This window comes from Arthrobacter sp. S2(2024) (assembly GCF_036662515.1).
Classification (GTDB): domain Bacteria; phylum Actinomycetota; class Actinomycetes; order Actinomycetales; family Micrococcaceae; genus Arthrobacter.
In genome coordinates this window covers 670580-693237 of the sequence record NZ_JAYKZI010000001.1, presented here as the reverse complement: position 1 = coordinate 693237, position 22658 = coordinate 670580, and the positions used below count along the sequence as shown (strand labels likewise).

General features: G+C 64.9%; 26 protein-coding genes. 21 read left to right on the top strand and 5 right to left on the bottom strand.

The window, feature by feature from the left end:
• The first annotated feature begins 20 nt into the window (after window positions 1–20).
• The 6 genes from VLA65_RS03175 to VLA65_RS03150 all read left to right on the top strand — a co-directional run bounded on the left by VLA65_RS03175 (window position 21) and on the right by VLA65_RS03150 (window position 5052).
• Window positions 21–1082 carry an ABC transporter ATP-binding protein gene (locus VLA65_RS03175; protein WP_332601777.1) on the top strand — a complete coding sequence of 354 codons (1062 nt, stop codon included), beginning with the start codon at window positions 21–23 and terminating at the stop codon, window positions 1080–1082.
• Window positions 1079–2626 (top strand): inositol monophosphatase family protein, encoded by a 1548-nt coding sequence (locus VLA65_RS03170; RefSeq protein WP_332601776.1) that lies wholly within the window; start codon window positions 1079–1081, stop codon window positions 2624–2626. The genes VLA65_RS03175 and VLA65_RS03170 overlap by 4 nt, the downstream gene beginning before the upstream one ends.
• Window positions 2607–3455 (top strand): DUF6454 family protein, encoded by an 849-nt coding sequence (locus tag VLA65_RS03165; RefSeq protein ID WP_332601775.1) that lies wholly within the window; start codon window positions 2607–2609, stop codon window positions 3453–3455. Before VLA65_RS03170 ends, VLA65_RS03165 begins: the two co-directional genes overlap by 20 nt.
• 56 nt (window positions 3456–3511) lie before the next feature.
• Window positions 3512–3688 (top strand): hypothetical protein, encoded by a 177-nt coding sequence (locus VLA65_RS03160; protein ID WP_172465532.1) that lies wholly within the window; start codon window positions 3512–3514, stop codon window positions 3686–3688.
• 144 nt (window positions 3689–3832) lie between these two features.
• On the top strand, window positions 3833–4135 hold the full coding sequence (locus VLA65_RS03155; protein ID WP_059388261.1) for a DUF4193 domain-containing protein: 303 nt from the start codon (window positions 3833–3835) through the stop codon (window positions 4133–4135).
• Window positions 4136–4506: 371 nt separating this feature from the next.
• Window positions 4507–5052 carry an AMIN-like domain-containing (lipo)protein gene (locus VLA65_RS03150; protein WP_332601774.1) on the top strand — a complete coding sequence of 182 codons (546 nt, stop codon included), beginning with the start codon at window positions 4507–4509 and terminating at the stop codon, window positions 5050–5052.
• 72 nt (window positions 5053–5124) lie between these two features.
• Here VLA65_RS03150 and VLA65_RS03145 read toward each other — a convergent pair whose 3' ends face one another.
• From VLA65_RS03145 to VLA65_RS03125, 5 genes are all read right to left on the bottom strand, one after another.
• Window positions 5125–6690, bottom strand: coding sequence for an APC family permease (locus tag VLA65_RS03145; protein WP_284989468.1), 1566 nt, complete (start codon window positions 6688–6690; stop codon window positions 5125–5127).
• 501 nt (window positions 6691–7191) lie between these two features.
• Window positions 7192–7578, bottom strand: coding sequence for a flagellar assembly protein FliW (locus VLA65_RS03140; protein WP_332601773.1), 387 nt, complete (start codon window positions 7576–7578; stop codon window positions 7192–7194).
• On the bottom strand, window positions 7575–8462 hold the full coding sequence (gene flgL / locus VLA65_RS03135) for a flagellar hook-associated protein FlgL (RefSeq protein ID WP_332601772.1): 888 nt from the start codon (window positions 8460–8462) through the stop codon (window positions 7575–7577). The genes VLA65_RS03140 and flgL overlap by 4 nt, the downstream gene beginning before the upstream one ends.
• A gap of 3 nt (window positions 8463–8465) precedes the next feature.
• Window positions 8466–9905 carry a flagellar hook-associated protein FlgK gene (flgK, locus tag VLA65_RS03130; protein WP_332601771.1) on the bottom strand — a complete coding sequence of 480 codons (1440 nt, stop codon included), beginning with the start codon at window positions 9903–9905 and terminating at the stop codon, window positions 8466–8468.
• A 76-nt stretch (window positions 9906–9981) separates the two neighbouring features.
• Window positions 9982–10482: a flagellar protein FlgN gene (locus VLA65_RS03125; protein ID WP_284989472.1), complete on the bottom strand. Its 501-nt coding sequence runs from the start codon at window positions 10480–10482 to the stop codon at window positions 9982–9984.
• 300 nt (window positions 10483–10782) lie between these two features.
• Between VLA65_RS03125 and VLA65_RS03120 the strand changes: the two genes are divergently transcribed.
• From VLA65_RS03120 to VLA65_RS03050, 15 genes are all read left to right on the top strand, one after another.
• Complete coding sequence (locus VLA65_RS03120) at window positions 10783–11649, top strand: flagellin N-terminal helical domain-containing protein (RefSeq protein WP_284989473.1); 867 nt, start codon at window positions 10783–10785, stop codon at window positions 11647–11649.
• A 117-nt stretch (window positions 11650–11766) separates the two neighbouring features.
• Window positions 11767–13146 (top strand): flagellar filament capping protein FliD, encoded by a 1380-nt coding sequence (gene fliD / locus VLA65_RS03115; protein WP_332601770.1) that lies wholly within the window; start codon window positions 11767–11769, stop codon window positions 13144–13146.
• Between the two features lie 12 nt (window positions 13147–13158).
• The gene (gene fliS / locus VLA65_RS03110; protein WP_234751449.1) at window positions 13159–13599 is read left to right on the top strand and encodes a flagellar export chaperone FliS; all 441 of its coding nucleotides are present in this window, start codon (window positions 13159–13161) and stop codon (window positions 13597–13599) included.
• The gene (locus VLA65_RS03105; RefSeq protein WP_332601769.1) at window positions 13589–13885 is read left to right on the top strand and encodes a hypothetical protein; all 297 of its coding nucleotides are present in this window, start codon (window positions 13589–13591) and stop codon (window positions 13883–13885) included. Before fliS ends, VLA65_RS03105 begins: the two co-directional genes overlap by 11 nt.
• A 134-nt stretch (window positions 13886–14019) precedes the next feature.
• Window positions 14020–14361: a flagellar basal body rod protein FlgB gene (locus VLA65_RS03100; protein ID WP_284989477.1), complete on the top strand. Its 342-nt coding sequence runs from the start codon at window positions 14020–14022 to the stop codon at window positions 14359–14361.
• Window positions 14361–14753 (top strand): flagellar basal body rod protein FlgC, encoded by a 393-nt coding sequence (locus VLA65_RS03095; protein ID WP_059388252.1) that lies wholly within the window; start codon window positions 14361–14363, stop codon window positions 14751–14753. The genes VLA65_RS03100 and VLA65_RS03095 overlap by 1 nt, the downstream gene beginning before the upstream one ends.
• Window positions 14753–15094 (top strand): flagellar hook-basal body complex protein FliE, encoded by a 342-nt coding sequence (gene fliE / locus VLA65_RS03090; RefSeq protein WP_332601768.1) that lies wholly within the window; start codon window positions 14753–14755, stop codon window positions 15092–15094. Before VLA65_RS03095 ends, fliE begins: the two co-directional genes overlap by 1 nt.
• Window positions 15094–16713 carry a flagellar basal-body MS-ring/collar protein FliF gene (gene fliF / locus VLA65_RS03085; protein WP_332601767.1) on the top strand — a complete coding sequence of 540 codons (1620 nt, stop codon included), beginning with the start codon at window positions 15094–15096 and terminating at the stop codon, window positions 16711–16713. Before fliE ends, fliF begins: the two co-directional genes overlap by 1 nt.
• Window positions 16710–17738 carry a flagellar motor switch protein FliG gene (gene fliG, locus VLA65_RS03080; RefSeq protein WP_284989479.1) on the top strand — a complete coding sequence of 343 codons (1029 nt, stop codon included), beginning with the start codon at window positions 16710–16712 and terminating at the stop codon, window positions 17736–17738. The genes fliF and fliG overlap by 4 nt, the downstream gene beginning before the upstream one ends.
• On the top strand, window positions 17728–18342 hold the full coding sequence (locus tag VLA65_RS03075) for a FliH/SctL family protein (RefSeq protein WP_332601766.1): 615 nt from the start codon (window positions 17728–17730) through the stop codon (window positions 18340–18342). The genes fliG and VLA65_RS03075 overlap by 11 nt, the downstream gene beginning before the upstream one ends.
• Entirely contained in the window at window positions 18339–19670 is a 1332-nt protein-coding gene (locus VLA65_RS03070; RefSeq protein WP_332601765.1) for a FliI/YscN family ATPase, read from the top strand. The genes VLA65_RS03075 and VLA65_RS03070 overlap by 4 nt, the downstream gene beginning before the upstream one ends.
• Window positions 19667–20092, top strand: a complete 426-nt coding sequence (locus VLA65_RS03065) for a flagellar FliJ family protein (RefSeq protein WP_332601764.1) — start codon at window positions 19667–19669, stop codon at window positions 20090–20092. Before VLA65_RS03070 ends, VLA65_RS03065 begins: the two co-directional genes overlap by 4 nt.
• A gap of 2 nt (window positions 20093–20094) precedes the next feature.
• Window positions 20095–20757 (top strand): C40 family peptidase, encoded by a 663-nt coding sequence (locus VLA65_RS03060; protein ID WP_332601844.1) that lies wholly within the window; start codon window positions 20095–20097, stop codon window positions 20755–20757.
• Window positions 20757–22178: a flagellar hook-length control protein FliK gene (locus tag VLA65_RS03055; protein ID WP_332601763.1), complete on the top strand. Its 1422-nt coding sequence runs from the start codon at window positions 20757–20759 to the stop codon at window positions 22176–22178. Before VLA65_RS03060 ends, VLA65_RS03055 begins: the two co-directional genes overlap by 1 nt.
• A 16-nt stretch (window positions 22179–22194) precedes the next feature.
• Window positions 22195–22620: a flagellar hook assembly protein FlgD gene (locus VLA65_RS03050; RefSeq protein ID WP_332601762.1), complete on the top strand. Its 426-nt coding sequence runs from the start codon at window positions 22195–22197 to the stop codon at window positions 22618–22620.
• Window positions 22621–22658: the final 38 nt, after the last annotated feature.

Below are 22658 nucleotides of genomic sequence, written 5' to 3'. Positions count from 1 at the left end.
CCATGAAAATCCATGAACCATTGACTGAACCACCTGCCAGCACAACAAGGCCGGGCACTCCGGCGTCGGGCGGTGGCCTGACCATCCGCGGCCTCCACAAGATCCTCGGCGGCCGCACCATCATCGACAACCTCGATCTGTCGGTAAAGGAGGGCGAGCTGGTGTCCTTGCTAGGGCCCTCCGGCTGCGGCAAGACAACGACGCTGCGCATGATCGCCGGGTTCCTGGAGCCGGACTCCGGTTCCATTGAGGTGGAAGGCCAGGAGGTCTCGCACCTCGGCGCGGAGAACCGCCCCAGCGCCATGGTGTTCCAGAACTACGCGCTGTGGCCCCACATGACCGTGGCGAAGAACGTCGGCTTCCCGCTGAAGCTCCACAAATTGTCCAAGGCTGAGATCAAGGGCAGGGTGCAAGCCGTCCTGGAGTTGGTCAGCCTTTTGCACCACAGGGATTCCAAACCGGCACGCATCTCCGGCGGCGAGCAGCAACGCGTGGCATTGGCCAGGGCACTCGTCCAGGAGCCGAAGCTCCTGCTCCTTGACGAACCCTTGAGCAACCTGGACGCGAAACTACGTGTCAAAGTGCGCGAAGACATCCGCAAGATCCAGCAGGAACTGGGCATCACCACGGTCATCGTCACGCACGACCAGGAAGAGGCGATGTCCATGTCGGACCGCATCGCCGTCATGAATGCGGGCCGGATCGAGCAATACAGCACCCCGGAAGCGCTCTATGCCCGCCCGGAAACCGAGTTTGTCGCCACCTTCATCGGAAGCATGAATCGCTTGGAAGGCTCTCTCGACGGCGGACTCATCACTGCGGGCCCGGACATTCTCGGGATCCGGCCCGAGGACGTCATCCTGGCAGACGCGCCCTTCGCAGGTGCTGTGCCGGCGATCGTCGAGAGGGTGGTCCCGCGCGGACACTTCCAGGAAGTGTACGTGCGCAGGGCCGACGCCCGGCTCCGCAGCTTTGTCAGCGGAGAGCTCATGCGGCCTGGCCAACAGACGTATGCGGGGATCCGCAAGGCCATGACCTTCCGGGACGGACGCCTGGTAGGAGAGGCAGGTGCCGCACTGTGAGCAACACGATTGACACCAAAAGGACCCGGGCCGCGGCCCATCGGGGCGACTCCAGCAAATATCTGGAGAACACCTTGCCCGCCATCGCGTCAGCCATCGACGCGGGTGCGGACCTCGTGGAAGTGGACGTCCGGGTAACGAAGGACGGGCAGGTGATTCTGCTCCACGATGCCTCGCTGCTCAGGATCTGGAGCCTCGATGCGGACGTTGCAGACGTCGACTATGACCGCATCAGGCAACTGGGCGCCGGTGAGGAACGTATTCCCCTGCTATCCGAAGCCCTTGAGCTCTTTCGCGACAGCCGGTCAACCTTGCTCATCGACATGGACGAGCCCGGCCCCGCGAAGGCGACTGCCGCCGTCGTACGCGAAAGCGGCATCGAAGTGGCCTGGTGCGGGAACCTGGACGGGATGCGGATCATCCGCGCCCTCGATAAGGATGCCCGGATCTGGCTGCCTTGGAGCAAGAGGACTGCCCCGCCGGAGGAGTTGCTGGCCGAACTGGGTCCCGAGTTCGTCAATTCCGAGCACGTGGTCCTCAGCAAGGGCATGGTGGAACAGATCCACGCCGCGGGAGCCAAAGTAGCGTGCTGGACCGTGGACAACCTGGAAACCATGCGCTGGGCATTGGGACTCGGCGTGGACTCGATCACGAGCAACCAACTGGACCTGTTGCAAAGCGCCATCGCCGAAGACCCACAGGCATGGACTTCGGCCCAGGCTCCCGGGGGACTGGCCGGAGACGAGGTCCTTGAGTCCCGGAAAGTCGCGTTGGAGCTGGCCGAATGGGCCGTCGGGTACATGCGCGACGCCGATCGCGGCCTGGTCTCAACCAAGGCGCACCCTGCCGACCTGGTCACGGAAGTCGATGTCGCCGTCGAGCGCCACGTCCGCGAAGTGATTGCGGCCCGCCTTCCCGGCCACACGGTGGTTGGCGAGGAAATGGGCGGAGTCGCCGTGCCCGGCGCACCGTGTTGGTACCTTGATCCCGTCGACGGGACCACCAATTACGTAAACCAGATTCCGTGGACGGCGTTCTCGCTTGCCTTGGCCGTGGACCGCAAGCCCGCGGTCGCCGTCGTCGCAGATCCCTGGCGTGGCGAGATTTTCGAGGGGTGGGCCGGTCACGGTGCGTGGCTCAACGGAAAGCCGCTATCGCTGGCTTCCGCGGGAGTTCCGACGTCGGCCCTGGCCGGAACCGTGGTGGCGACCGAACTCGCGGGGCACCTGCCGTGGCCCGGGATGCTGGAACTGCTCGCGGAGCTGGGCGAGCGGCACAGCATCATGCGGATCATGGGTTCAGCGACCATTACGGTGGTGGGCGTAGCTGCCGGGCGTGGTGCCGGGGCGATCATCGGGTGCTTCAGCCCGATCGACCACTTGGCGGCGACGCTCATTGTTCAGGAGGCCGGTGGCGTCGTCCTCAATTCCGAAGGCGAGATGGACACGTTCCCGGAAACCGGCGGGGTCCTTGCGGCCCGTCCGGAATACGCCGCCGAGCTTTACGAGCTGTGGAGGCAGGCCCATGCCGATGCGGGGGACTGAGCTTCTCGCCGCTCTTTCCGCACTCGACCGGCGGAGCCGCTTCGAACTGGTTGGGGAGATCAGCCTCGACTTTCCGACGCACCACCCGCAGGGCATGGCGTTCGCCAAGGGGCTGACGTTCTTGTCCTCCGTTGAGATCCTCGATGCGCCGCGCCCCGCGGCGGATCCGGCACTACGGACTCCGGGGCGGGGGAGCGGGCACGTGTTCGTCCTCGGGCCGGACGGTGGGCTGCTTCGCGATATTCCCGTGGGCGAGGACGCGGCGTATCACCCCGGGGGTATCGATTTCGACGGCGACCACGTCTGGGTTTCCGTCGCCGAGTACCGGGCCGCGAGCAGAAGCACCATCTATACGATCGATCCGGGCACCTTCGAGGTCCGCGAGCGGTTCCGGGTGGAGGACCACATCGGTTGGATCGTGCGCGATCCCGGAATGGACCTGGTGTTCGGCGGAAGCTGGGGTTCCCGGCAGCTCTACATCTGGGACACGGAAGGCCGGCTGGTGGATCAGTGGGAGAACCCTGGCCACTTCGTCGACTACCAGGATGCCCAGCTCCTCGGTCCGGGACTTCTGCTGTGCAGCGGGATTTCCCTGTTGCCGCAGGTTGATGGTGGTGTCCTTGAACTCGGAGGGCTGGCCCTGGTGGAACCGCTGCGGCAAAGAATCACGTGGGACGTGCCCATCGGCGTGTTCAGCGGCGCCGGTCACGTCATCACCCGCAACCCTGTCACCGTCACTGCGGATGAATCCGGGCTGCTGATTCACGCGGCGCCCGACGACGGCGACGACGACGGCGGCACGCGGATACTGAGCTACAGGATCATTTAACACGGCTGTGACAGAGCGGAAACGGGTCTTGAACCGGGCCTCGATAGCGTGGCCGCATGATCGTATCCATCATGTCCAAGGTGAGCGCCTGGATCGAAGCTGCCTACTTCTACGACGCCGCCGAGCTGGGGGCCTCCGGAGCCACTGAAACCACCCGCTACGGTTGGCTCCCGGCGCTCAGCGGTGTGGCCATTGCCGACGCCCAAGCGCGGAAAATCCGCGTCGTGGAGTAGCGAAAACCCCCGGGATTCCGGGGTTCTTACGTGGCCAAATGTCTTGTTGAACACACTATTCGTTGACGGCGTGTACTATGCCCTAAACTGCTTCACTGAGGTGCCTGAAATGGCACTATGCAGCAACGAAAGTGAACCACACCAATGGCTACCGATTACGACGCCCCACGCAAGACCGAAGAAGAGTCTCCCGCCGAATCGCTCGAGGCCCTTCAGGCATCGCGCGGCTCCGGTGCCCAGACTGCTGTCATCGACATCGACGAGAACGACACAGCCGAGGGCATCGATCTTCCGGGCGCCGATCTGTCCGGCGAAGAACTGACCGTCATCGTTGTCCCGGAGCAGTCCGATGAATTTACGTGTTCATCGTGCTTCCTGGTCCGTCACCGCTCGCAGATCGCGCTGGAAAAGAACGGCCTCAAGTACTGCCGCGACTGCGAAGGCTAAACCCCGCACGCAAATCAGCCCCGCACGACTGGAATCCAGCATCCCCAAACCAGTCGGGCGGGGCTTTTGCATGCGTCGGCCCATCGATTGCTCCGTAACTGTCGTTCTGAGCGTTCAAAACGACAGTTACGGAGCAATCGATGCCGGCCACCGCTCCGACGTCGTTATCCGTGATAACGAACAGAGGCGCGAGACGGCGCCGAAACCCCGGAAAACCGCGGAAAGCAGACCGTTGAATCACGTCCTCGTGACCCTTCGCGAAGCCTGTTAACAGTTGGGCGCCGAAGCGGATACGAAGCTCTCTCAAGGGGCCGGACGCTCCTACGCTTGAGGTATCGGATCGCTCAAGAATTCAAGGGGAGTGGGCCCAAGTGAGAAGGTTTTACGCGTGGTTGGCAGCTTTGGTAGTGGCCGCCGGGCTTGGTCTAGTGGTTCCAGGGGAAGCGTCGGCAGCCCCGTATTGCGGGATCGTGTGGGGATCGTTGGCGAAGTCAAACCCCGCGCTGACCCAAGCGCAAGTGGTGAATGTCCGGACGGGGCAGCAACCGTGCTTTGACCGCCTGGTGATCGACCTGAATGGCGCCGTTGCCGGCTATTCAATCCGCTACGTTCCACAAGTACTCCACGATGGCTCGGGACTTCCCGTCGAGCTGAGGGGCAATGCGTTCCTGCAAGTCACGGTCAACGCCCCCGCCTATAACTCCAGCGGAAATGCCACGTACAACCCGGCCGACAAGAACGAGCTCACGAACGTCTCGGACTACAAGACTTTCCGGCAAGTGGCCTTCGCGGGCAGCTTCGAGGGATACACGAGTCTTGGCCTGGGTGTCCGCGCCCGGCTCCCCTTCAGGGTCTTCACGCTGGCCGGTCCGGGAACGGGATCGCGGCTGGTGATCGACGTCGCGCACATGTGGTGAAGCAACTACAACAGAAGCCCTGCTCTGGGTGATGCCGGAACAGGGCTTCTGCCATGCTGAGAGTTGCTCGGGTTATTCGGGAACCACGAGGGCCGGTGTGTCCTTGCGAAGGGTTTCGCCGCGGAAGAAGCCGGGACGGACGCGGGCCATGATCACCATGACCACCGCTCCGAGGGCCAGGATGCCCACGCCGATGATGAACACGAGGCCGACGCCGAAGATCTCGGAACCGCTGCCGAAGTCGGGGGACCAGCTGTCCACCGCCGTCTGGATGAAGACGAGGGTCAGAACCACGCCGCCGATCACCGGGAAAAGCAGCCGCATGAAGAAGTTGCGGACGCTGCTGAATACGCTATGCCGGAAGTACCAAGCGCAGGCAAAGGCGGTCATTCCGTAGTAGAAGCAGATCATCAAGCCCAGAGCCAGGATGGTGTCGTTGAGGACGTTCTCGCTGACAACCTTCATGATGGCGTAGAACCCGCCGGAGATAGCCCCGGCCATGATGGTTGCGAATCCGGGGGAACCGAAGCGCTTGCTCACGGAGGAGAACTTCTGCGGAAGGGCGCCGTAGTGACCCATGGCGAGAAGGCTTCGGGCGGGAGAGGCCATAGTGGACTGCAGGGACGACGCTGTGCCTGCGAGTACGGCCAAAGACATGAGGATGGCCAAAGGACCCATCACAGGGGACGCCAACGCGGCGAAGATATTGGACTGGTTGTCCGGGTTGTTGAGCCCGATGCCGTCCCCACCAACGCCAGCCACCATCATGGTTGCGACGATTACGGCGACGTAGAGACCCAGCACTGCGATCGCCGTCGTGGTGCCCGCCTTGCCGGCAGTACCCTTGCCGCCCTTGGTCTCTTCGTTGACCGTCAGGCAGACGTCCCAGCCCCAGTAGACGAAGACCGCGAGGGACATGCCGGCAGCGAACTGCTCAAAGCTGCTGATCTTCGTGGGGTCGAACCAGTCCCAACTGAAGGCGATAGCCGTTGGGGTGTCGCCGGAGGAGGCATGGGTGAGGGCCATGACGATGAACACGCCCAAGACCACTACCTGGAATCCCACCATGGCGTACTGCACGAGTTTGGTAGCGTGAAGTCCCCGGTAGCTGACCCAGACAGCCAGTGCCACGAAGGCCAGGCATGTGGCGATGTTCAAGGCTTTGTTGGAAGTGAGGTCGGCAAGATCAGGGTTGCCGAAAACCTGGGCGAGAAAGAGGTAGAAGAAGTCCACCGCGACGCCTGCCAGGTTGGAAAGGACGATGATGTTCGCGGCAAGCAGCCCCCAGCCGCCCATCCATCCGATGAAGGGGCCGAAAGCCTTGGTTGCCCATGTGAAGGTGGTGCCGCTGTCCGGCGAGTCTGCGTTGAGCTCCCGGTAGGCGAACGCCACGAGGATCATCGGGATGAAGGCGACGATGAAGATCGCGGGGAGTTGCAGGCCTACCGCGTTGACCGCCGGGCCCAGTGAGCTGGTCAGGCTGTACGCGGGCGCCACGGAAGAAATACCAAGGACGACGACGGCGAGGAGCCCCAGCTGCCCCGTCTTGAGTCCTTTGCCGCTGATGCCGTGCTCGGTGCCGGCGGGATCGTGGGCCTCCACGGTTTTCCTGGCGCTTGGGCGGGTTATTTGAGTCATGTGCTTGGCTCTTTCTAGATGGGCCGAAGGTTGTTGCTGGGTGTTGCAGTGAAAGCCGTCTGCGGGGTCATCGAAGCTGATGGCGGGCGGCGGAGGTTGGGGCGCCCGGGTAGGTGGTGCAGATCATGATGGCTGTTCTCCGGTGAGACGGGAGTCACTAAATGAATGACGTTCATTTAGTATGGACGGGGAGAAGCCCTGGCGCAAGTAGTTTGACCAAACAATTTTGGTTCGGAGCGGAACTTCTGAGCGAGCGTCTGCCGGAAACGGCCCAAAAGTGAGCGAGCGTCGGCCGGAAACGGCCTAAAAGTGAGCGAGCGTCGGGGAAGGCCAAGCGGGTTTAGCGAGCCGCGATCCCGCGATCCTGGGATCCCCGCGGCTCAAGAAGGGACGCTCGCTCACATATGGGGCCAAAAGCGGTGACGCCCGCTCAGATCATCTGAGCGAGCGTCGGCCGGAAGGGACCCAAAAGTGAGCGAGCGTCCGGGGGAGGCGTGCTGCTTAGGAGCTCAGCTCGGCCCGGAGGGGGTATTCCTTGCTATCGAGGAGAAGCTGCGTGCAGCGTCCGGTTTCCGGGTTCAGCACGATCGGGGCCGCGAGATTTACCGTGGTCTTCTCCGGGCTCGGGTTGACCACCACCAACGTGGTTGCCAGCTCAGCCCGGTCCAGGCCGAGATCGTCCAGTGTCGAGCGGGGGATGGCGGGCGCGTAGCCCGGAACGTACACGACGGCCTCGGCCAGGAACATCCGGATCCGCGGGCTCGCCGACTCCATCGCGTAGAGCCCGGGGGCGCCGTCGATTCCCCGCAAGGCGAAGCCGTCGGAAGCTTCAAGCCCGGGCATGGGCGCGGTGAAGCTCAACGCCCGGGAAGCCTGTGCGGTGCTCACTTCAGGAAATCCATGAGCGTGGGCTGGAGCGTCTTGGCGGTGACCGCAAGGGCAACCTGGTAGTTGGTTTCCTGCAGCTTCAAGTCCATGACGACCTTTCCGATGTCTGCGTCTTCAATTCCGGAGCGCTGTGCGTCCAGCGAGGCCTTTAGTCCGTCGACGGAGTCCTGGGCGCGCATGAGCTTGGTCTGCCTGGCACCGACGTCCGCGCGTCCGTTGACGACCGACTTGATCTTGTCGCCGATCGCCGTCAAGCGCCCGCTGACATCCGCGCCGGAGCGGATATCGGCGACGACGTTGCTCACCAAAGCGAAGACGGAGCCGGCGCCGTCACCGAAGATCGCACCGCCGTCGGCGTCTACCCGCACCGTCTGTGTCGCGTCAATCCGTCGTTCCACTGTGCTGCCTGGCGTTCCGTTGAAGACCGGTGGCGTGGCGTTGCTGAACGCGCCGGCGGAATCGGAACTCCCGGCGAAGACATTGCGGCCCAGGTACTGCGTGTTCGCCTGGGCCAGGAGGTCCTTGTTGAGGCCTTCGATTTCGACGGCGATCGCCTCCTTGGCGTTGCTGTTCAGGGAACCGTTGGCAGCCTGGACCGTGAGGTCACGGACCCGGTTGAGGATGTTGGTGGCCTGCCCGAGGGCGGAATCGGCGGTGGTCAGCCAGCCATTGCCGTCGTCGATGTTGTTCGAATATTGTCCGGCGGCACTGAGCTGGCTTTTCGTGGCGAGCAGGTTCGCCGTGGCCGCGGGATCGTCGGAGGGCCTGGCGATGTTCTTGAGGTGGCTGGCCTTGTCCTGCAGCGCGGCGAGCTTGGCCTGCCCGGCCTGCAGGTTCAGTTGCGCGGCCGCGGACATCGTTTGGTTCGTGACACGGTTCAGCATGGCTTACCTTCCCACCAATCCGGTGTGGTTGATCAGGACGTCGAGGGCTTCATCCACGGCCGTCATGGCCCGGGCAGCCGCCTGGTAGGCGTGCTGGTTGCTCAGGAGGCTGATGTTCTCCTCGTCGAGGCTGACGGACGCGCCGGAGGAACGCTGCCCGACGGCGGCTGTGCTCGCCGCATCGGCGAGCTGCTGATGCTGCTGTGCCGATTGGGACGCCGTGCCGATCCCTGTGACGATTCCGGACCACAAGGCATCAGGGGATCCTTGCCCGGTGCCGATTTGGGCAACGGCGTCGGCGATTTTGCCATCGAGGGCGCCGGAGCCGGGGCTGCCGGTGGCGATTCCCGCGGCGCTCGTCGGGACAACGCTGAGGGACAGGGCCGCCGGGCCGCCAGGGGTGGTTGCGAAGAAATCGAGATTTGAGGTGCCGGTGGTGGACTGCCCGGTGCGGTGCACGGCGTTGACGTCGTTCATGAGTTTGGTGGCGAAGGCGTTGTAGGAAGCGGCGGCCTCGGAGATGGCCCCTCCCGCGCCTCCCGCCGTGGCGGGGGCAAGGAGGGAGACGGCGCCGGCGAGTTTTCCGCCGTCGAGGGAAACCGCCACACCGGGGCGATCGGCCCATTCCAGCTGGACGGGTCCTCCCAACGCCAATGTCGAGCCCGGGGCGCCCATGCTCGCCTGGCCGCCCAGCGTGATCTCGCGGTGCGACGTGCCCGAGACGATGGCGTTGCCGCCCACGAAGACATCCACCGTGCCGTCGGCGTTGTCCCGGACAGTTCCGCCAGCCAAGGAAGCAATGGTTTCAACCACCTTGTTTCGGGCATCGATGATCTCGTTGGCTGAGCCGCCCGAGGCTGTGACGGAACGGATCGTCGCGTTGAAGCCGGCCGCCTGGGCTGCGGCATCGTTCAGGGTTGCGACGGTACTTTGGGCTTCTCCTCGTATCCGGGTCCACTGGGAATCCAAGGCCTTGTATCCCGCCGACACCGCATTGGCAACGGTGGTGCCGGCTTGCAGCAGCACGCCGGCCGGGGCTGCTTCGCCTGGGTGGTTGGAGACTCCCTGCCACGAGGACCAGAAGGTCTGCAACGCCGTCGATATTCCGGCGGGCCCGGGCTCGTTCAGCGAGCCTTCGAGTTGCTGGAGTTGGGTGGACCGATAGCCGGCGTAACCGGCCTGGGCCGCGCTGGAGCGAACCCCGGCATCGAGGAAGCTGTTGCCCAGGCGGGCGATTCCGTCCACCGACACGCCCTGACCGGCCTGGGCACCCGCCGTGAAGAGGCCCGTGCGCGCGGGTGCGCCGACGGCGGATAGCTCGATCCGCTGCCTGGTGTACCCGTCAGTGCCGGCGTTGGCGATGTTCTGTCCGGCAACGTTGATGCCCTGCTGCGCCGCGGTGAGGCCCAGGTAGGCCGTATTGAGTCCGCCGAATGTGCTCACTGCTGTGTCCTTTGGGTGATCCGGGCCTTGAGGTGATCCGGCCTTTGCATGTCCGTCTACGTTTGATGAGTTTCGGTCAGAATTGCTGGTCGAAAAGGCGGGACGGGGTTGAGTCTGCTGTCCCGCTTTGGGAACCGGTCCGCCCGTGGGAGTCGTACGTCCCGGCCGCCGGTTTCAGGTCCGCCATGGTTTCCTGGGTGGAGCGGACGGCGGCGCGAAGGAACTGCTCGTTCGAATCACGCAGCTCCTTGATGGCCGCGGTTTGCTGCTGCATCGCGTTCAGGTGCGCGGACAGGACATCAGCCCAGGCCTCTTCCGGGGCCGCTGTGACCAGCTCGCCCAGTGAAGACTCGGCAGGCAACCCCCATTGCTCTGCCACGGCCGCCACTTCCACCGCCCTTGCAAGCCCGGCCTTGGACAGGTGCCCCAGGACCTGCTCCACTTCCCGGGTGCCATGCGGCAACCAACGGGATTTGCCCGCCGTGAGGAGCAGTTGCTCTTCCTCCAGCTTGAATGTCAGCAGATCCAGTAGCTCACGTTCTCGCCACAGCAGGGCCGACAGTTCATGGATGGCCATGTCGGGTCAACTCCAGTTCCGGGTTGGTTTTTCGGGTGCGTTGCCGCGGGAAAACACTTCCCCTGTGCCTTCGCCGCGCTGAAAACAACTATCGGCTGCCGCGGCCCATGCGTTAGGCGTTGTTTATGCATGATTTATTCGCTTTGTCCAGTCAAGCGACGCGCGGCGGATCTTGAGGCCTGTGGCAAATTTTCCTGCGGCGTTTTGCTAACCAAAGGGGACCGCCGTTCCGATAACCAGAAGTGACAGGCCACGGACGGCCTGGAAGTACCAGCAGACCCAATCATGGAGGAATACATCATGGGCATGGCAATCAACACAAACCTGATGGCGAACAACGCTTACGGCAACCTCAACCGCACGCAGAACGACGTGTCCAAGTCGATGGAGAAGCTTTCCAGCGGCCTGCGCATCAACCGTGCAGCTGACGACGCAGCAGGCCTGGCAATTTCGGAAGGCCTCAAGTCCCAGGTCAGCGGCTCGGCAGTCGCCGCCCGCAACGCCCAGGACGGCATCTCGGTCATCCAGACCACTGAAGGTGCACTGACCGAAGTCCACTCGATCCTCCAGCGCATGCGTGACCTCGCTGTCCAGGGCTCGAACGACACCAACAACACCGCTTCCCGTGCGGCGATCAAGGGTGAAGGCGACTCGCTCGGCAAGGAACTGGACCGCCTCACGCAGTCCACTCAGTTCAACGGCATCGATCTGCTTAAGGGTGCGGCTGGAAACAGCGGCGCGTCCCTGAACATCCAGGTCGGCACCGGCGGCAGCGCCAACGACAAGATCGCCGTCAACCTCGGCGACGTCGCAACCGCCGTCGGAACCGGCGCTACCGGCCTCTCCGGCGCCGCGGGTGCTGCAGGCTTCAAAGTGGACACGAGCGCCAACGCCCAGCTGACCATCGCTGCCGTTGACACGGCCATCGCGGCCGTTTCCGCCCAGCGCGCCGACCTGGGTGCAACCCAGAACCGTCTGGAGCACGCCACGAAGACCCTCCAGGTCTCCGGCGAAAACCTGCAGGCAGCCGAGTCCCGCATCACGGACACGGACATGGCTTCGGAAATGGTCAAGTACACCAAGGCCAACATCATGTCCCAGGCCGGCACCGCAATGCTGGCCCAGGCCAACCAGTCCGGCCAGGGCGTTCTCTCGCTCCTGCGCTAAGACCTTCCGGTAGCTGACCGGTAATCAGCGAATGGCGGCCAGGACGGGAACACACCCCTGGCCGCCATTCGCGTCCGGACCCCGCCGACGTAACCAACACATCCGGAAGGACCAAACGTGGCAAGCTCGATCGACGGCCTCGCCAGCGGCTTGAACACCACCTCCATCATTGATTCGCTCATGGCGGTGGAAGCACAACCGCAGACACTTCTGAAGACGAAGCTTGCGTCGGACCAGACAATGATTTCGACGCTTCAATCGCTGAACTCGAAGCTGTCGTCACTGAAAGACCTCGCAAGCGGCGACTCGGCCGTGAACGCCTTGAACCTGTTTAGCGCCACCACGACTTCCCCGTCGATCACTGCGACGGCGACCACCTCCGCGACCGCGGGCTCAATCGACGTCACCGTCACCCAGCTGGCCCAGAGCCAAGTGGACGTCACCGCGGCCATGAGCAACTCGCCCACCGACGGCTCGGGTGCACCGGCACACCTGACGCTCGTCGACTCCACGGGAAAACAGACTGAAATCACGCCTGCAAGCACCTCCCTTGACGACGTCGTGACGGCGATCAACGCGGCGTCCGGCCCGGCCCGGGCCGTCAAGGTCCCGGCAGGCAACGGAACCTGTCGCCTTCAACTGACCGCGGCCACTTCAGGTGCGGCTGGAGCGTACAGCGTCTACCAGGGCACGGCAGCGCAAGTGAGCGCGGGCACCGCGACCGACCTGATGGCTGACCCCTCCGCCGCCGTCGTCAAGGCCGCCCAGGATGCCAAAGCGACGCTGTATGCGGGGACTCCGGCAGCGCAGACAATCACGTCCGGAACCAACACCTTCACTGATTTGCTTCCCGGTGTGTCAGTGGCGGCCTCCGCCGTCACTGCCGGACCGGTGACCGTGAACATTGCCAGTGACTCCGCAGGCATCACCAAAAAGGCCGGGGATCTGGTGAACGCCGTCAATGACGTCCTCGGCTTCGTCTCCATTTACAGCGCCGTGACCCAGACGACCGACGCCAACGGCGCCTCCGCAGCCAGTGGCGGCATCTTCAGCGGCAACAGCGGCGTCCGCTCGGTCAACGACCAAGTCTTCTCCGCCGTGTCCATGCCCGTGAACGGGAAGTCTCCCTCCGAATACGGAATCAACGTCACCAGGGATGGAAACTTCACGTTTGACGCGGCCAAGCTCCAATCGTCCTTGGCTTCGGATCCCGCCGGGACGCAGGCAGCGCTCCAGACCATTGCATCCCGCGTGTCCGACGCAGCAACCAGCGCTACCGATCCGTTCAGTGGTTCGGTAACCGCCCTGATCAAGGGGCAACAATCCGAAGTGACCGACCTCGGGAGCCAGATCTCCGACTGGGACCAGCGTTTGGCCTCCAGGCGGCAGACCCTGCAAACGACGTACAACGCCATGGAAGTTGCCCTTGGCCAACTCAACGCCCAGCAATCATGGCTCACCGGCCAGATTGCCGGCCTCTCGAGCTCGACGAAGTAAGGAGCGTAACGCATGACCTCCACAGCCCTCCGCGCCAGCCAGCTTTCCCGGTACAACGACGACGCCGTCCTGTCGGCTCCGCCGGCCAGGCTCCTCACGATGCTTTATGACCGGCTGCTCCTGGACCTGAACCGCGCCCAGTTCGCCCAGGAGAATGCCAACTGGGGTGTCGCAAGCGAGAACCTGTTGCATGCCCAGTCGATCGTCACCGAGCTGTCCTCCACCCTGAAGACCGATGTGTGGGACGGGGCATCCGGGCTGCTGAGCATCTACCAGTACGCGATGGAAGCGATGATCGGCGCAAACATCTACCGCGACGTCAACCGGACCAAAGAATGCATTGTGCTCCTGGAACCGCTCCGGCAAGGCTGGCACGACGCCGCTTCGCAGCTGCCTGTCCAGGCGACGGTATCCGGGACGGCACGGACGAACGGCACACTCGGTGTCGGCTGATGCAGTCCAGGCATGGTCCGCAATCCTGGACCGGTTTGAAGCGGACATCGCCTTGGCCGTCTCCGGCGGCGAGCCCGAGGCATGGAATCCGCCCGCCGCGGACGAGGCCGGGCCGCTGCCTGAGGAGCTGGCGGACAAAGCACGCCGGATACGGGACGCGCAGCTGGAGTCCATGGCGATGCTCGGCAAGGTCCGCAACGACGCCCTCGCCCACTTGGACGCGCTCAGCACGGTCCCGGACAGCCAAAGTTCCGCGCTCCCGCTGTTCCTGGATGTGCAGGGCTGAAGAGAAAGTATTGAAAACAATCCCTCATCGGCTAACGGATGCCACATGCTTGCCGATGGTGGAAGTTGAGCAGGGATTGCTCGATGCACGGCCACGGATCGGCCTCTTCATACTATTCGCGAAGGTAGGCCGTCGTGTTCGAGTCAGTGACTTCTGTTGCCCTTGGTAGTGCCCTGGACGGGCTCTCATTGCGCCAGCGCACCATCGCCAACAACATCGCCAACATCAACACACCGAACTACCACGCCAAAAGGGTCCAGTTCGAAGACGCGCTTGCGGCCTCGGTGAGCGCCGGAGACGGGCAGGCCACGGCTTCCGTCACTACGTCCCAGGAACCCACCCAGCTCAACGGCAACAACGTCAACCTGGATACCGAAACCCTCTCGAACGTAGACACCGTCCTGCGCTACCAGTTCGCCTCCCGTGCCATCGGCGAACAATTCACCGCCCTACGCACGGCCCTGAGGACCAGCTGATGACTTTCGACGCGATCGGGATTGCCGGCTCAGCCCTGACTGTCCACCGCAAATGGCTCGATGCAGTCTCGGACAACCTGGCCAACATTAATACCGCCACCCGCACCAGCGGCAAGGCGTTCCAAGCCCGCTACATCGAAGCCGCCGAGGGCAGCGATGGAACCGGCGTGTACGTCAAGAGCACTCCGCAAGGCAGTGCGACCGGCAGGCTCGTGTATCAACCGGACCATCCGCTTGCCGATGCCCAAGGCTATGTCCGTTACCCGGACATCGACCTCGCCGAACAGATGGGTGCCCTGATTGTGGCGCAACGCGGCTACCAGGCCAACGCCCAAGTGGTGGACCGGGCCCGTGAGACGTACCAGGCAGCGCTTGAGATAGGAAAATCCTGATGGCTTTGGACCCGATCGGCGCAATTCAAGGCGGCGGGGGACTTTCCGTGCAGGGCGTCACCGGCACCGACTACCTGGGCGGCGCCGGCAACGTAACCGGAGTCGCGGGAACTTCGGACGGCAACGGCTTTGCGACGGCGCTGACTGGTGCCGTGGACAACCTCCAGTCACTGCAGTCGACGTCGAACCAGCTGGCCGTGTCCGCGGTAACGGGCAACCTTGACGATATCCACAAGGCGACAATCGCTGCCACCCGCGCCCAGATCACCATGGAGCTTGTCTCCACAGTGCGGAACAAGGGCGTTGACGCGTTCAACGAGATCATGAGGATGCAGGCCTGATGCCTCCACAGATTGCCGCCTTCTTCCGCAAGATGGGCGATGGATTCAAGGGGTTCACGGCAGGGCAGCGCACCATCGCCATCATCGGCATCGCCGTCCTGGTGCTCGGCGGAGTGGCCCTGTCAGCATGGTTGGGCAAGCCGTCCAACTCGCCGTTGTTCTCCGGTTTGAAGGACACGGATGCCAACGGGATCGTGGAGCAGCTGCGCAAGGACAATGTCCCGTACGAGCTCAGCAACGGCGGTTCCACCATCCTCGTCCCCGATGACAAGGTCAACGACGAACGGCTGAAAGCCGCCGCGGCCGGTCTTCCGGCGGCCGCGGCCACCGGCTATTCGCTGCTCGACAAGCTCGGCGTAACCTCGTCCGAATTCCAGCAATCGGTTACCTACAAACGCGCGCTCGAGGGTGAACTCGCCACCACCATCCAGGCCATGGACGGCGTGAAGACAGCCGCCGTGCAGTTGGCCCTTCCGGCCAAAACGGTGTTCGTTGACAAGGCTCCGGACGCGACGGCATCCGTGTTCGTGGAAACACAGCCGGGCATCACCCTGTCCGCCGATAAGGTCCAGGCGATCGTGCACTTGACGTCCGCCGCGATCGAAAACCTGAAGCCAACGAACGTGACCGTGGTGGATTCCCAGGGCAACGTCCTCTCCACGGTGGGAGGCGGAGCCACGGGCTCCTCCTCCAAGCAAGCCGCCGACTACCAACAGCGCACCTCCGATTCGGTGAAGGCTGTACTCGATAGGGTTGTGGGACCGGGCAACGCCACCGTCGCCGTCGCGGCCGACGTGACCGCCGAGTCCGCGCAGCAGCGCAGCGAGACGTTCTCCACCGCCAAGGATGCCGCTCCGCTCAGCGAGACCACCAAGACCGAGAAGTACACGGGAACCGGCGGCGGCGCCTCCGGTGTCCTTGGCCCGGACAACATTGCCGTGCCGGGCGGCACCAACGGCAACGGAACGTTCGATTCCAGCGACACCACCAAGAACAACGCCGTCAACAAAGTCACCGAAGACCGCACCATTCCGCAAGGCGCCGTGAAACGCCAGACCATCTCGGTGGCCATCAACCAGTCGGCGGCGGCCGGACTCAACGTCAACTCGGTCAAGGCCCTCGTTACTTCCGCGGCCGGCGTCGATCCCACCCGCGGCGACGTGGTGACAGTCGAAGTGCTGCCCTTCAGTACCTCGGCCGCAGACGCGGCGTCCCAGGCACTGGGCGCGGCCAAATCGCAAGCCGACGCCAAGCAACAGTCGGATTTGATGAACACGCTCATTCTCGCGGGCAGCATCCTGTTGGCAGTCGTAGCGCTGATCGTGCTCGTGCTGATCCTCCTGCGGCGCCGGCAGCACCGCGAACCGGTTGACCTTGGCGAACGCCTTGATTACGAGATGCTGCCTGAAGCGGTCTCCACCCCGGCGATCGAAGGACCGCCCGCCACCTCGGCGATCGAACTGCCGCCGGTTCATCCGGTCCCGGCGTTGCCGATGCCAGGCGCTGAGGCTCTCGACGGCGAACGGCGGCGGGCCCAGATTGAAGCCATGGTTGCCGAGAACCCCGCCCGGACCGCCGATTACCTGCGCGGGCTCATGGATGAAAGGCAGTCCGTATGAGGGTGGGGGAGTTGGACGTAGGAGGCTTGACCGGCGCCCAGAAGGTGGCGGTGGTGCTCATGCAGATGAGCCCTACCAGCGCAGCGTCCGTCATGACCCAGTTCTCCGAATCCGAGGCCGAGGACATCGCCGCCGAGATCGTACGCTTGCGCCGCGTTTCCTCATCCGTGGCAGACCACGTCATGACGGAATTCCACGACCTTGCGGTCAGCGGACGCCGGACGGCCCGCGGCGGCCAGGAATTCGCCGTCGGGCTCCTGGAAGCGTCCTTCGGTGCGGACAAAGCGGCCGGTTTCATGGACCGTCTCGCCTCCACGATGGCCGGGAAGTCCTTCGAATTCCTGGAAATGATGGATTCCGGCCAGCTGTTGGCCCTCATCGACGGCGAGATGCCGCAGACCATCGCCTTGATCCTGGCGCATTTGCGGCCGGGCAAGGCTTCCGCGGTCATGGCCGGCTTGGGCGACGTGCAACGCAGTGAGGTGGCCCGCTGCATAGCCACGATGGGATTGGCTTCGCCGGAGGCCGTGGGCATCGTGGCCGAAACGCTCAAGGTTCGTGCCGGAGCCGTCATGTCGCAAAGGAAGTCGAGCGAGATTGTCGGCGGCATCCAGCCACTCGTCGACATCATCAACCGTTCCGACGTCAACACCGAACGTTCCGTGCTGGAAGGCCTGGAAACCCTCGATCCGGAACTGGCCACGGAAGTGCGCGCCCGGATGCTGACCTTCGTGGACATCGTGAAATTGGAACGGCGCGACATCCAGCAGATCCTTCGTGGCGTCAATGCCGAAGTGCTCGCTGTCGCCATGAAGGGTGCCCCTGCCGTGGTTCTCGACGCCGTGCGCACCAACGTGTCCGGCCGCAACCTCGAAATCCTGGAAGCCGAAATGGCTTCCGCCGGGCCGGTGCGCGCCTCCCAGGTTGAAGAAGCCCGGGCAGAGATTGTCCGTTCCATCCGTGAGCTGGAAGCCGAAGGCGCCATCGTGGTCCGACGCGGCGAGGAAGACGACTATGTCTACTGAGGCTGAATTCCAGAGGGTGGTCTTCCCGGACATCCAACCAGCCGCGAGGTCGCGCAAAGTGGACCGGGGATACACCCAGGGACACGCGGCGGGCTACACGGCCGGGATCCAGGCTGCGGCCGCGGAACAGCGCCGCCTTCGCGAACAATTCGAGGCCGAACACCGCGCAATGCTCGACGCCGGGCAGCTGGCTGTGGAGCAAGCTGTCCGAGCGCTCGAGGCGGCGGCCGCAGTGTCCCGGCAGCACCGCGGTGCCGTGCTGGAGGAAGCGCAGGACGTGTTGGCGGCCAGCGCGATCGAGCTTGCGGAAGCCATTCTGGGTTACGAACTCAACGACGGCGATAATACCGCCCGCGCCGCGTTGGCCCGGGCTCTGGCAACGGTTTCAGACGTGCAAGCGGTGACCACGGTCCGGCTCCACCCCGCGGACCTTGCCGCGCTGGCCGCCGTCGACGTCGGGAGCGTGGCCGGCGTCGAACTCAAGGCCGATCCCGCACTGAACCGCGGCGATGCGATCGCCGAATTTCCGCAGGGTTGGCTCGACGCCCGGCTCAGCACCGCAGTGCACAGGGCCAAGGCAGCCCTGCTGGGGAAAGACGCATGAGCGGCATCAACTACCGGCCGCACGCAGGCCGTTTCCGCTCTGCCCTCGCCGCCGCGGCGCCGCAGCGCGTGGGTACCGTGACGTCCGTCCTCGGCCTTGGCCTGGAGGTCTCCGGCTTGGATTGCGCGGTGGGGGACCTGGTGACCGTGGGCGAGGCACCAGGGCTCGACGCCGAAGTGGTCGCCTCGGTCAGTGGCGCCGTGCGCTGCATGCCGTTGGGACGGTTGACCGGAGTGGCCGCGGGAGACCCGGCACGCTCGAAGGGCGCTCCGATCCTGGTCCCCACCGGCCGTGGCCTCTTCGGACGGGTACTCGATGGGCTCGGGCGTCCGATCGACGGCAAGGGCCAGTTGCCCGCGAGTCCTATGGTCCCTTTGGACAACGAGGCGCCGTCGGCCATGCACCGCGCCCGGGTGGACACTCCGCTCCAGACCGGCGTCCGCGTCCTGGACACCATGGCCACTCTTGGCCGAGGCCAGCGCATGGGGCTGTTCGCGGGCTCGGGGGTCGGCAAGTCCTCGCTGTTGTCCATGATCGCCCGCGGAACGGATGCCGAAGTGTCCGTCATTGCCTTGGTGGGGGAGCGCGGACGTGAAGTTCGCGAGTTCCTGGAAGACGACCTTGGCCCCGAAGGCCTGGCCCGGTCCGTGGTGGTCGTAGCCACGTCCGACGAGCCTGCCCTCATGCGCCTGCGCGCCGCCGTCACTGCCACCAGGATTGCCGAATCGTTCCGCGAAGCTGGCCAGGACGTAGTCCTCATGATGGATTCGCTGACCCGCGTGGCCATGGCCCAGAGGGAAATAGGCCTGTCCGCCGGCGAGCCGCCCGCTACCCGCGGCTACCCGCCGTCAACGTTTTCCGTGCTGGCCCGGCTCCTGGAACGCGCGGGGACCGCTGAAACCGGTTCCGTGACCGGCATCTACACGGTTCTGGTGGACGGCGACGACCACAACGAACCGATCGCCGACGCCGCCCGCTCGATCCTTGACGGACACGTGGTCCTGGACCGGAAGCTCGCCGTCACGGGGCATTTTCCTTCGGTGGACGTGCTTGGTTCGGTGTCCCGCGTGGCATCCAAGGTCAATTCCGCCGATCGCACTGCGCTCGCGGCATCCTTGCGCAGGGTCCTCGCCGCGCGGCGCAGCGCGCAGGACCTGATCGACGTCGGCGCCTACCACCGTGGCAGCAACCCCTTGGTCGACGCAGCCTTGGACCACGAAGCCGCCATCAACGGGTTCCTGCAGCAAAGCATGGTCGAATCCACCCCGTACAGCGAGTCCTGGCCGGAACTCTTCCGGCTCTCAGCAAGCCTCGAAGGAGCCGCGTGAACCGTCAATTCTCCCTGGCCGGGCTGTTGCGCCTACGCCAGACACAGCAGGAGGCCGCCGCCAGTGGACTGGCCCGCGCCAACTCCCGGAGCTCATCCTTGCGATCCCGCCGAGCCACCGCCAGGGAGGAGCTGGCCGAGTCCGCTGGAGCTGCCGGAAGCTCCGCGTCGCTCCTGGCCATCGCGGCCGCCCGGGCGTCCGCGCAAAGCATGTTGGCCGAGCTCGACGCCTTGGCCGCAAGTGCGGAAGCTGAAGCCGCAGAGGCCCGTGCGGAATACACCGAAGCCAAACGCCGTGCGGTAGGACTCGAGAAGCTCGAAACCCGCCATGGAGCCGCCTTCGAGGCTTTCGCGCTGCACGCTGAACAAAGCGTGCTGGACGAGATCGCGTCCTCCGCGTGGCACCGGAAGGCAACCTCGTGAGCATGACCGAGGCGATCGGGCGCATCCACAGCATCGAGTCGATGTTGCAGCAACTCAGCCAGGGGGTCCGCCCTCAGGCATCTTCTGCGAGCACCACCACTTCCGATGCCGCGGGCACGGTCTCTTCCACCGACTCGGCGTCCTTCGCGCAAGCGCTGAGCTCCGCCGTCGGGGGATCGGCGACGCCGGACGTGAGCCAGCTCTCTTCTTCCTTGGGGCTCGGCGGCAGTGCCGCCCTCTCCGGCATCGCGGGCGCGCTTTCGAGTGCCGGTACAGGCACGGCCACCGGCGCTGTCACGGGCGATGCCGTGGTGGCCGACGCCAAGAAATACGTGGGCGTGCCCTACGTCTGGGGCGGCACGAACCCGGCGGTGGGCATGGATTGCTCCGGCTTCGTGCAGCGCGTCTTCAAGGACCTCGGCGTTGATCTGCCGCGCGTCGTCAGCGACCAGATGCGGCAAGGCACTCCCGTGGCATCCTTGGCCCAAGCCAAGCCCGGCGACCTGTTGGTGAGTTTCGGCGGCGAACACATTTCCATCTACCTCGGCAACGGCAAAGCGATCGACGCGCCTGTTCCCGGCCAGACCATCCAGATCCGCAATGCGTGGGAACAGCAGTCCAATCTGACTGCGATCCGCCGGATTGTCCCCGCGGGAGGCTCGTGATGCCGTTGCCACTCTCTGTTGCGGCAGTTCCGCGTCCGGCTGTTCCCGGCTCTTCGCCCGTGCAGCAGTCCGGCGGGGCTGCCGGGTTTGATGCCGTGATGAACGGCGTGCTGGCGTCCGACGCGAAGACCTCGGACGGGACCGCACAACAGACCCCCGACGGCGGCGCCCAGGAAAAGCCTGCCGACGACCGTTCCGTGCCGGTCGCCGGAGCCGCCAAACCGGAACCGTCGAAGGTCGCCAAGGACACGGTTGATGCTGTGGGTGTGGTTGAGGCGGCTGGCGTGGCGGCTGCTGTTGCGGGCGTGGTGGGTGCTGTTGCGGCCGCCGCCGCTGCTGTTGCTGGTGGACTCGCGGCCGGGACCGCTGCTCCGCAGGCGGGCGGCACTGGCGTTACTGTGTCGGCCAAAGACAGTGCCGTTGACAGTACGGTCCCGGCCAAAGCCATTGCAGGCACGTCGGCAGCGGCAAGACTGCCAGTCAGGATGCCCGCGGGCAACGCTCAGGCGGCGCCGGTTGAAACGGGGGTGCGCGCAGCTGTGCCGGCTGCGCTGCCGCTCGGGAGCCTTGGTCAAAGCCCAACCCAGCCTGGTCCGATCCCGGGCAGCCCGTTGCCGGCCGCTGCGCCTGCCAGCCAGATGCCCGGCGCCCTGCCCAGTAGCCCGCCGCCAACCGTCGCGCTACCCGCCGGCCCGCTCCGCGGTAACTCGCTGCCCATCAACCCGCTGACCGCCGGCCTTGAGACCGGGGTCACCGCGACCGCAGCCCAAGCAGGCGAGCCGGGCACCGCCGTCGTACTTCCCGTTGGGAAAGCCGGGACCCAACGGGACTCGCCAGCGGTCCTTGGGCAGGACACGCAGGTCGCCGCGGCACCCGCGCTTCCCTCCGGGATTCAGGCGGGAGCTCCGTTGGTGGGGCAGCCGGCGCCGCCACTTCAGGAGGCACCTACGACAGCCGCTCCCGGCATGGCAACGCCCACTCTCCAGGCAGACCCGGCGAAGCTGCTGTCCCAAGTGTCCGCACCGCTGTTCTCGCTTGCATCGGCGGCGCCCGGCTCCCACGTGATGACCCTGAAGCTCTCCCCGGAAGACCTCGGTCCGGTGACTGTCCGGGCGCATATCGAAGGCGCAGGGGTCCGGATCGAATTGTTCGCTCCCGGAGAAGCCGGCCGTGAGGCCATACGCAGCATCCTGCCGGAACTGCGGCGTGGACTCGGCGAATCGGGCTTCGGCGCGAGCCTCGATCTGTCCGAACACAACGCTCCGGCCGATGCCGGGGCGGGCGGCTCGGACCCCCGTGACCGGCGCCCGGCCGAAAGTCCCGCCTTCCCACGGGGCAGCGACGGCGAGTCGCTCCGCCAGGCGCGGACCGCCGTCGTACTTCCCCGAAGCATTACCAGCAGCCTGGACATTCTCGTCTGATGAAGGAGAGCCAATAGTGACCATCCAAGCCATCGCGGCAAGCAGCGGAGTCCAGCCCGGAACCACCTCAGCCAAACCCGCGCAGACCATGGACTCGAGCATGTTCATGTCCCTCCTGGTGACTCAGCTGAAGAACCAGGACCCGAGCGCTCCCATGGACACCAACCAGATGATGAACCAGACCGTCCAGCTGTCCATGATGGAGAAGATGACGGAACTCACGGCGGACGCCAAAGAGAGTTTTTCGCTCCAGATGCGCAGTGCAGCGGCACAGATCATCGGCCACAACGTCAGCTATGCGCTCGCCGACGGGACAAAGGGCTCCGGCGTCGCGAGTTCGGTTTCCTTCGCGGCCGGAACCCCCACGGTAGCGGTCGGGGGAGCGAACGTTCCGCTCGATTCCATCAGCGGGATGACCGCCGCTGCCACGCCAACCGCCTGACGCTCCGCACCCCTCGAACCACCCGAAGAAAGGCAACA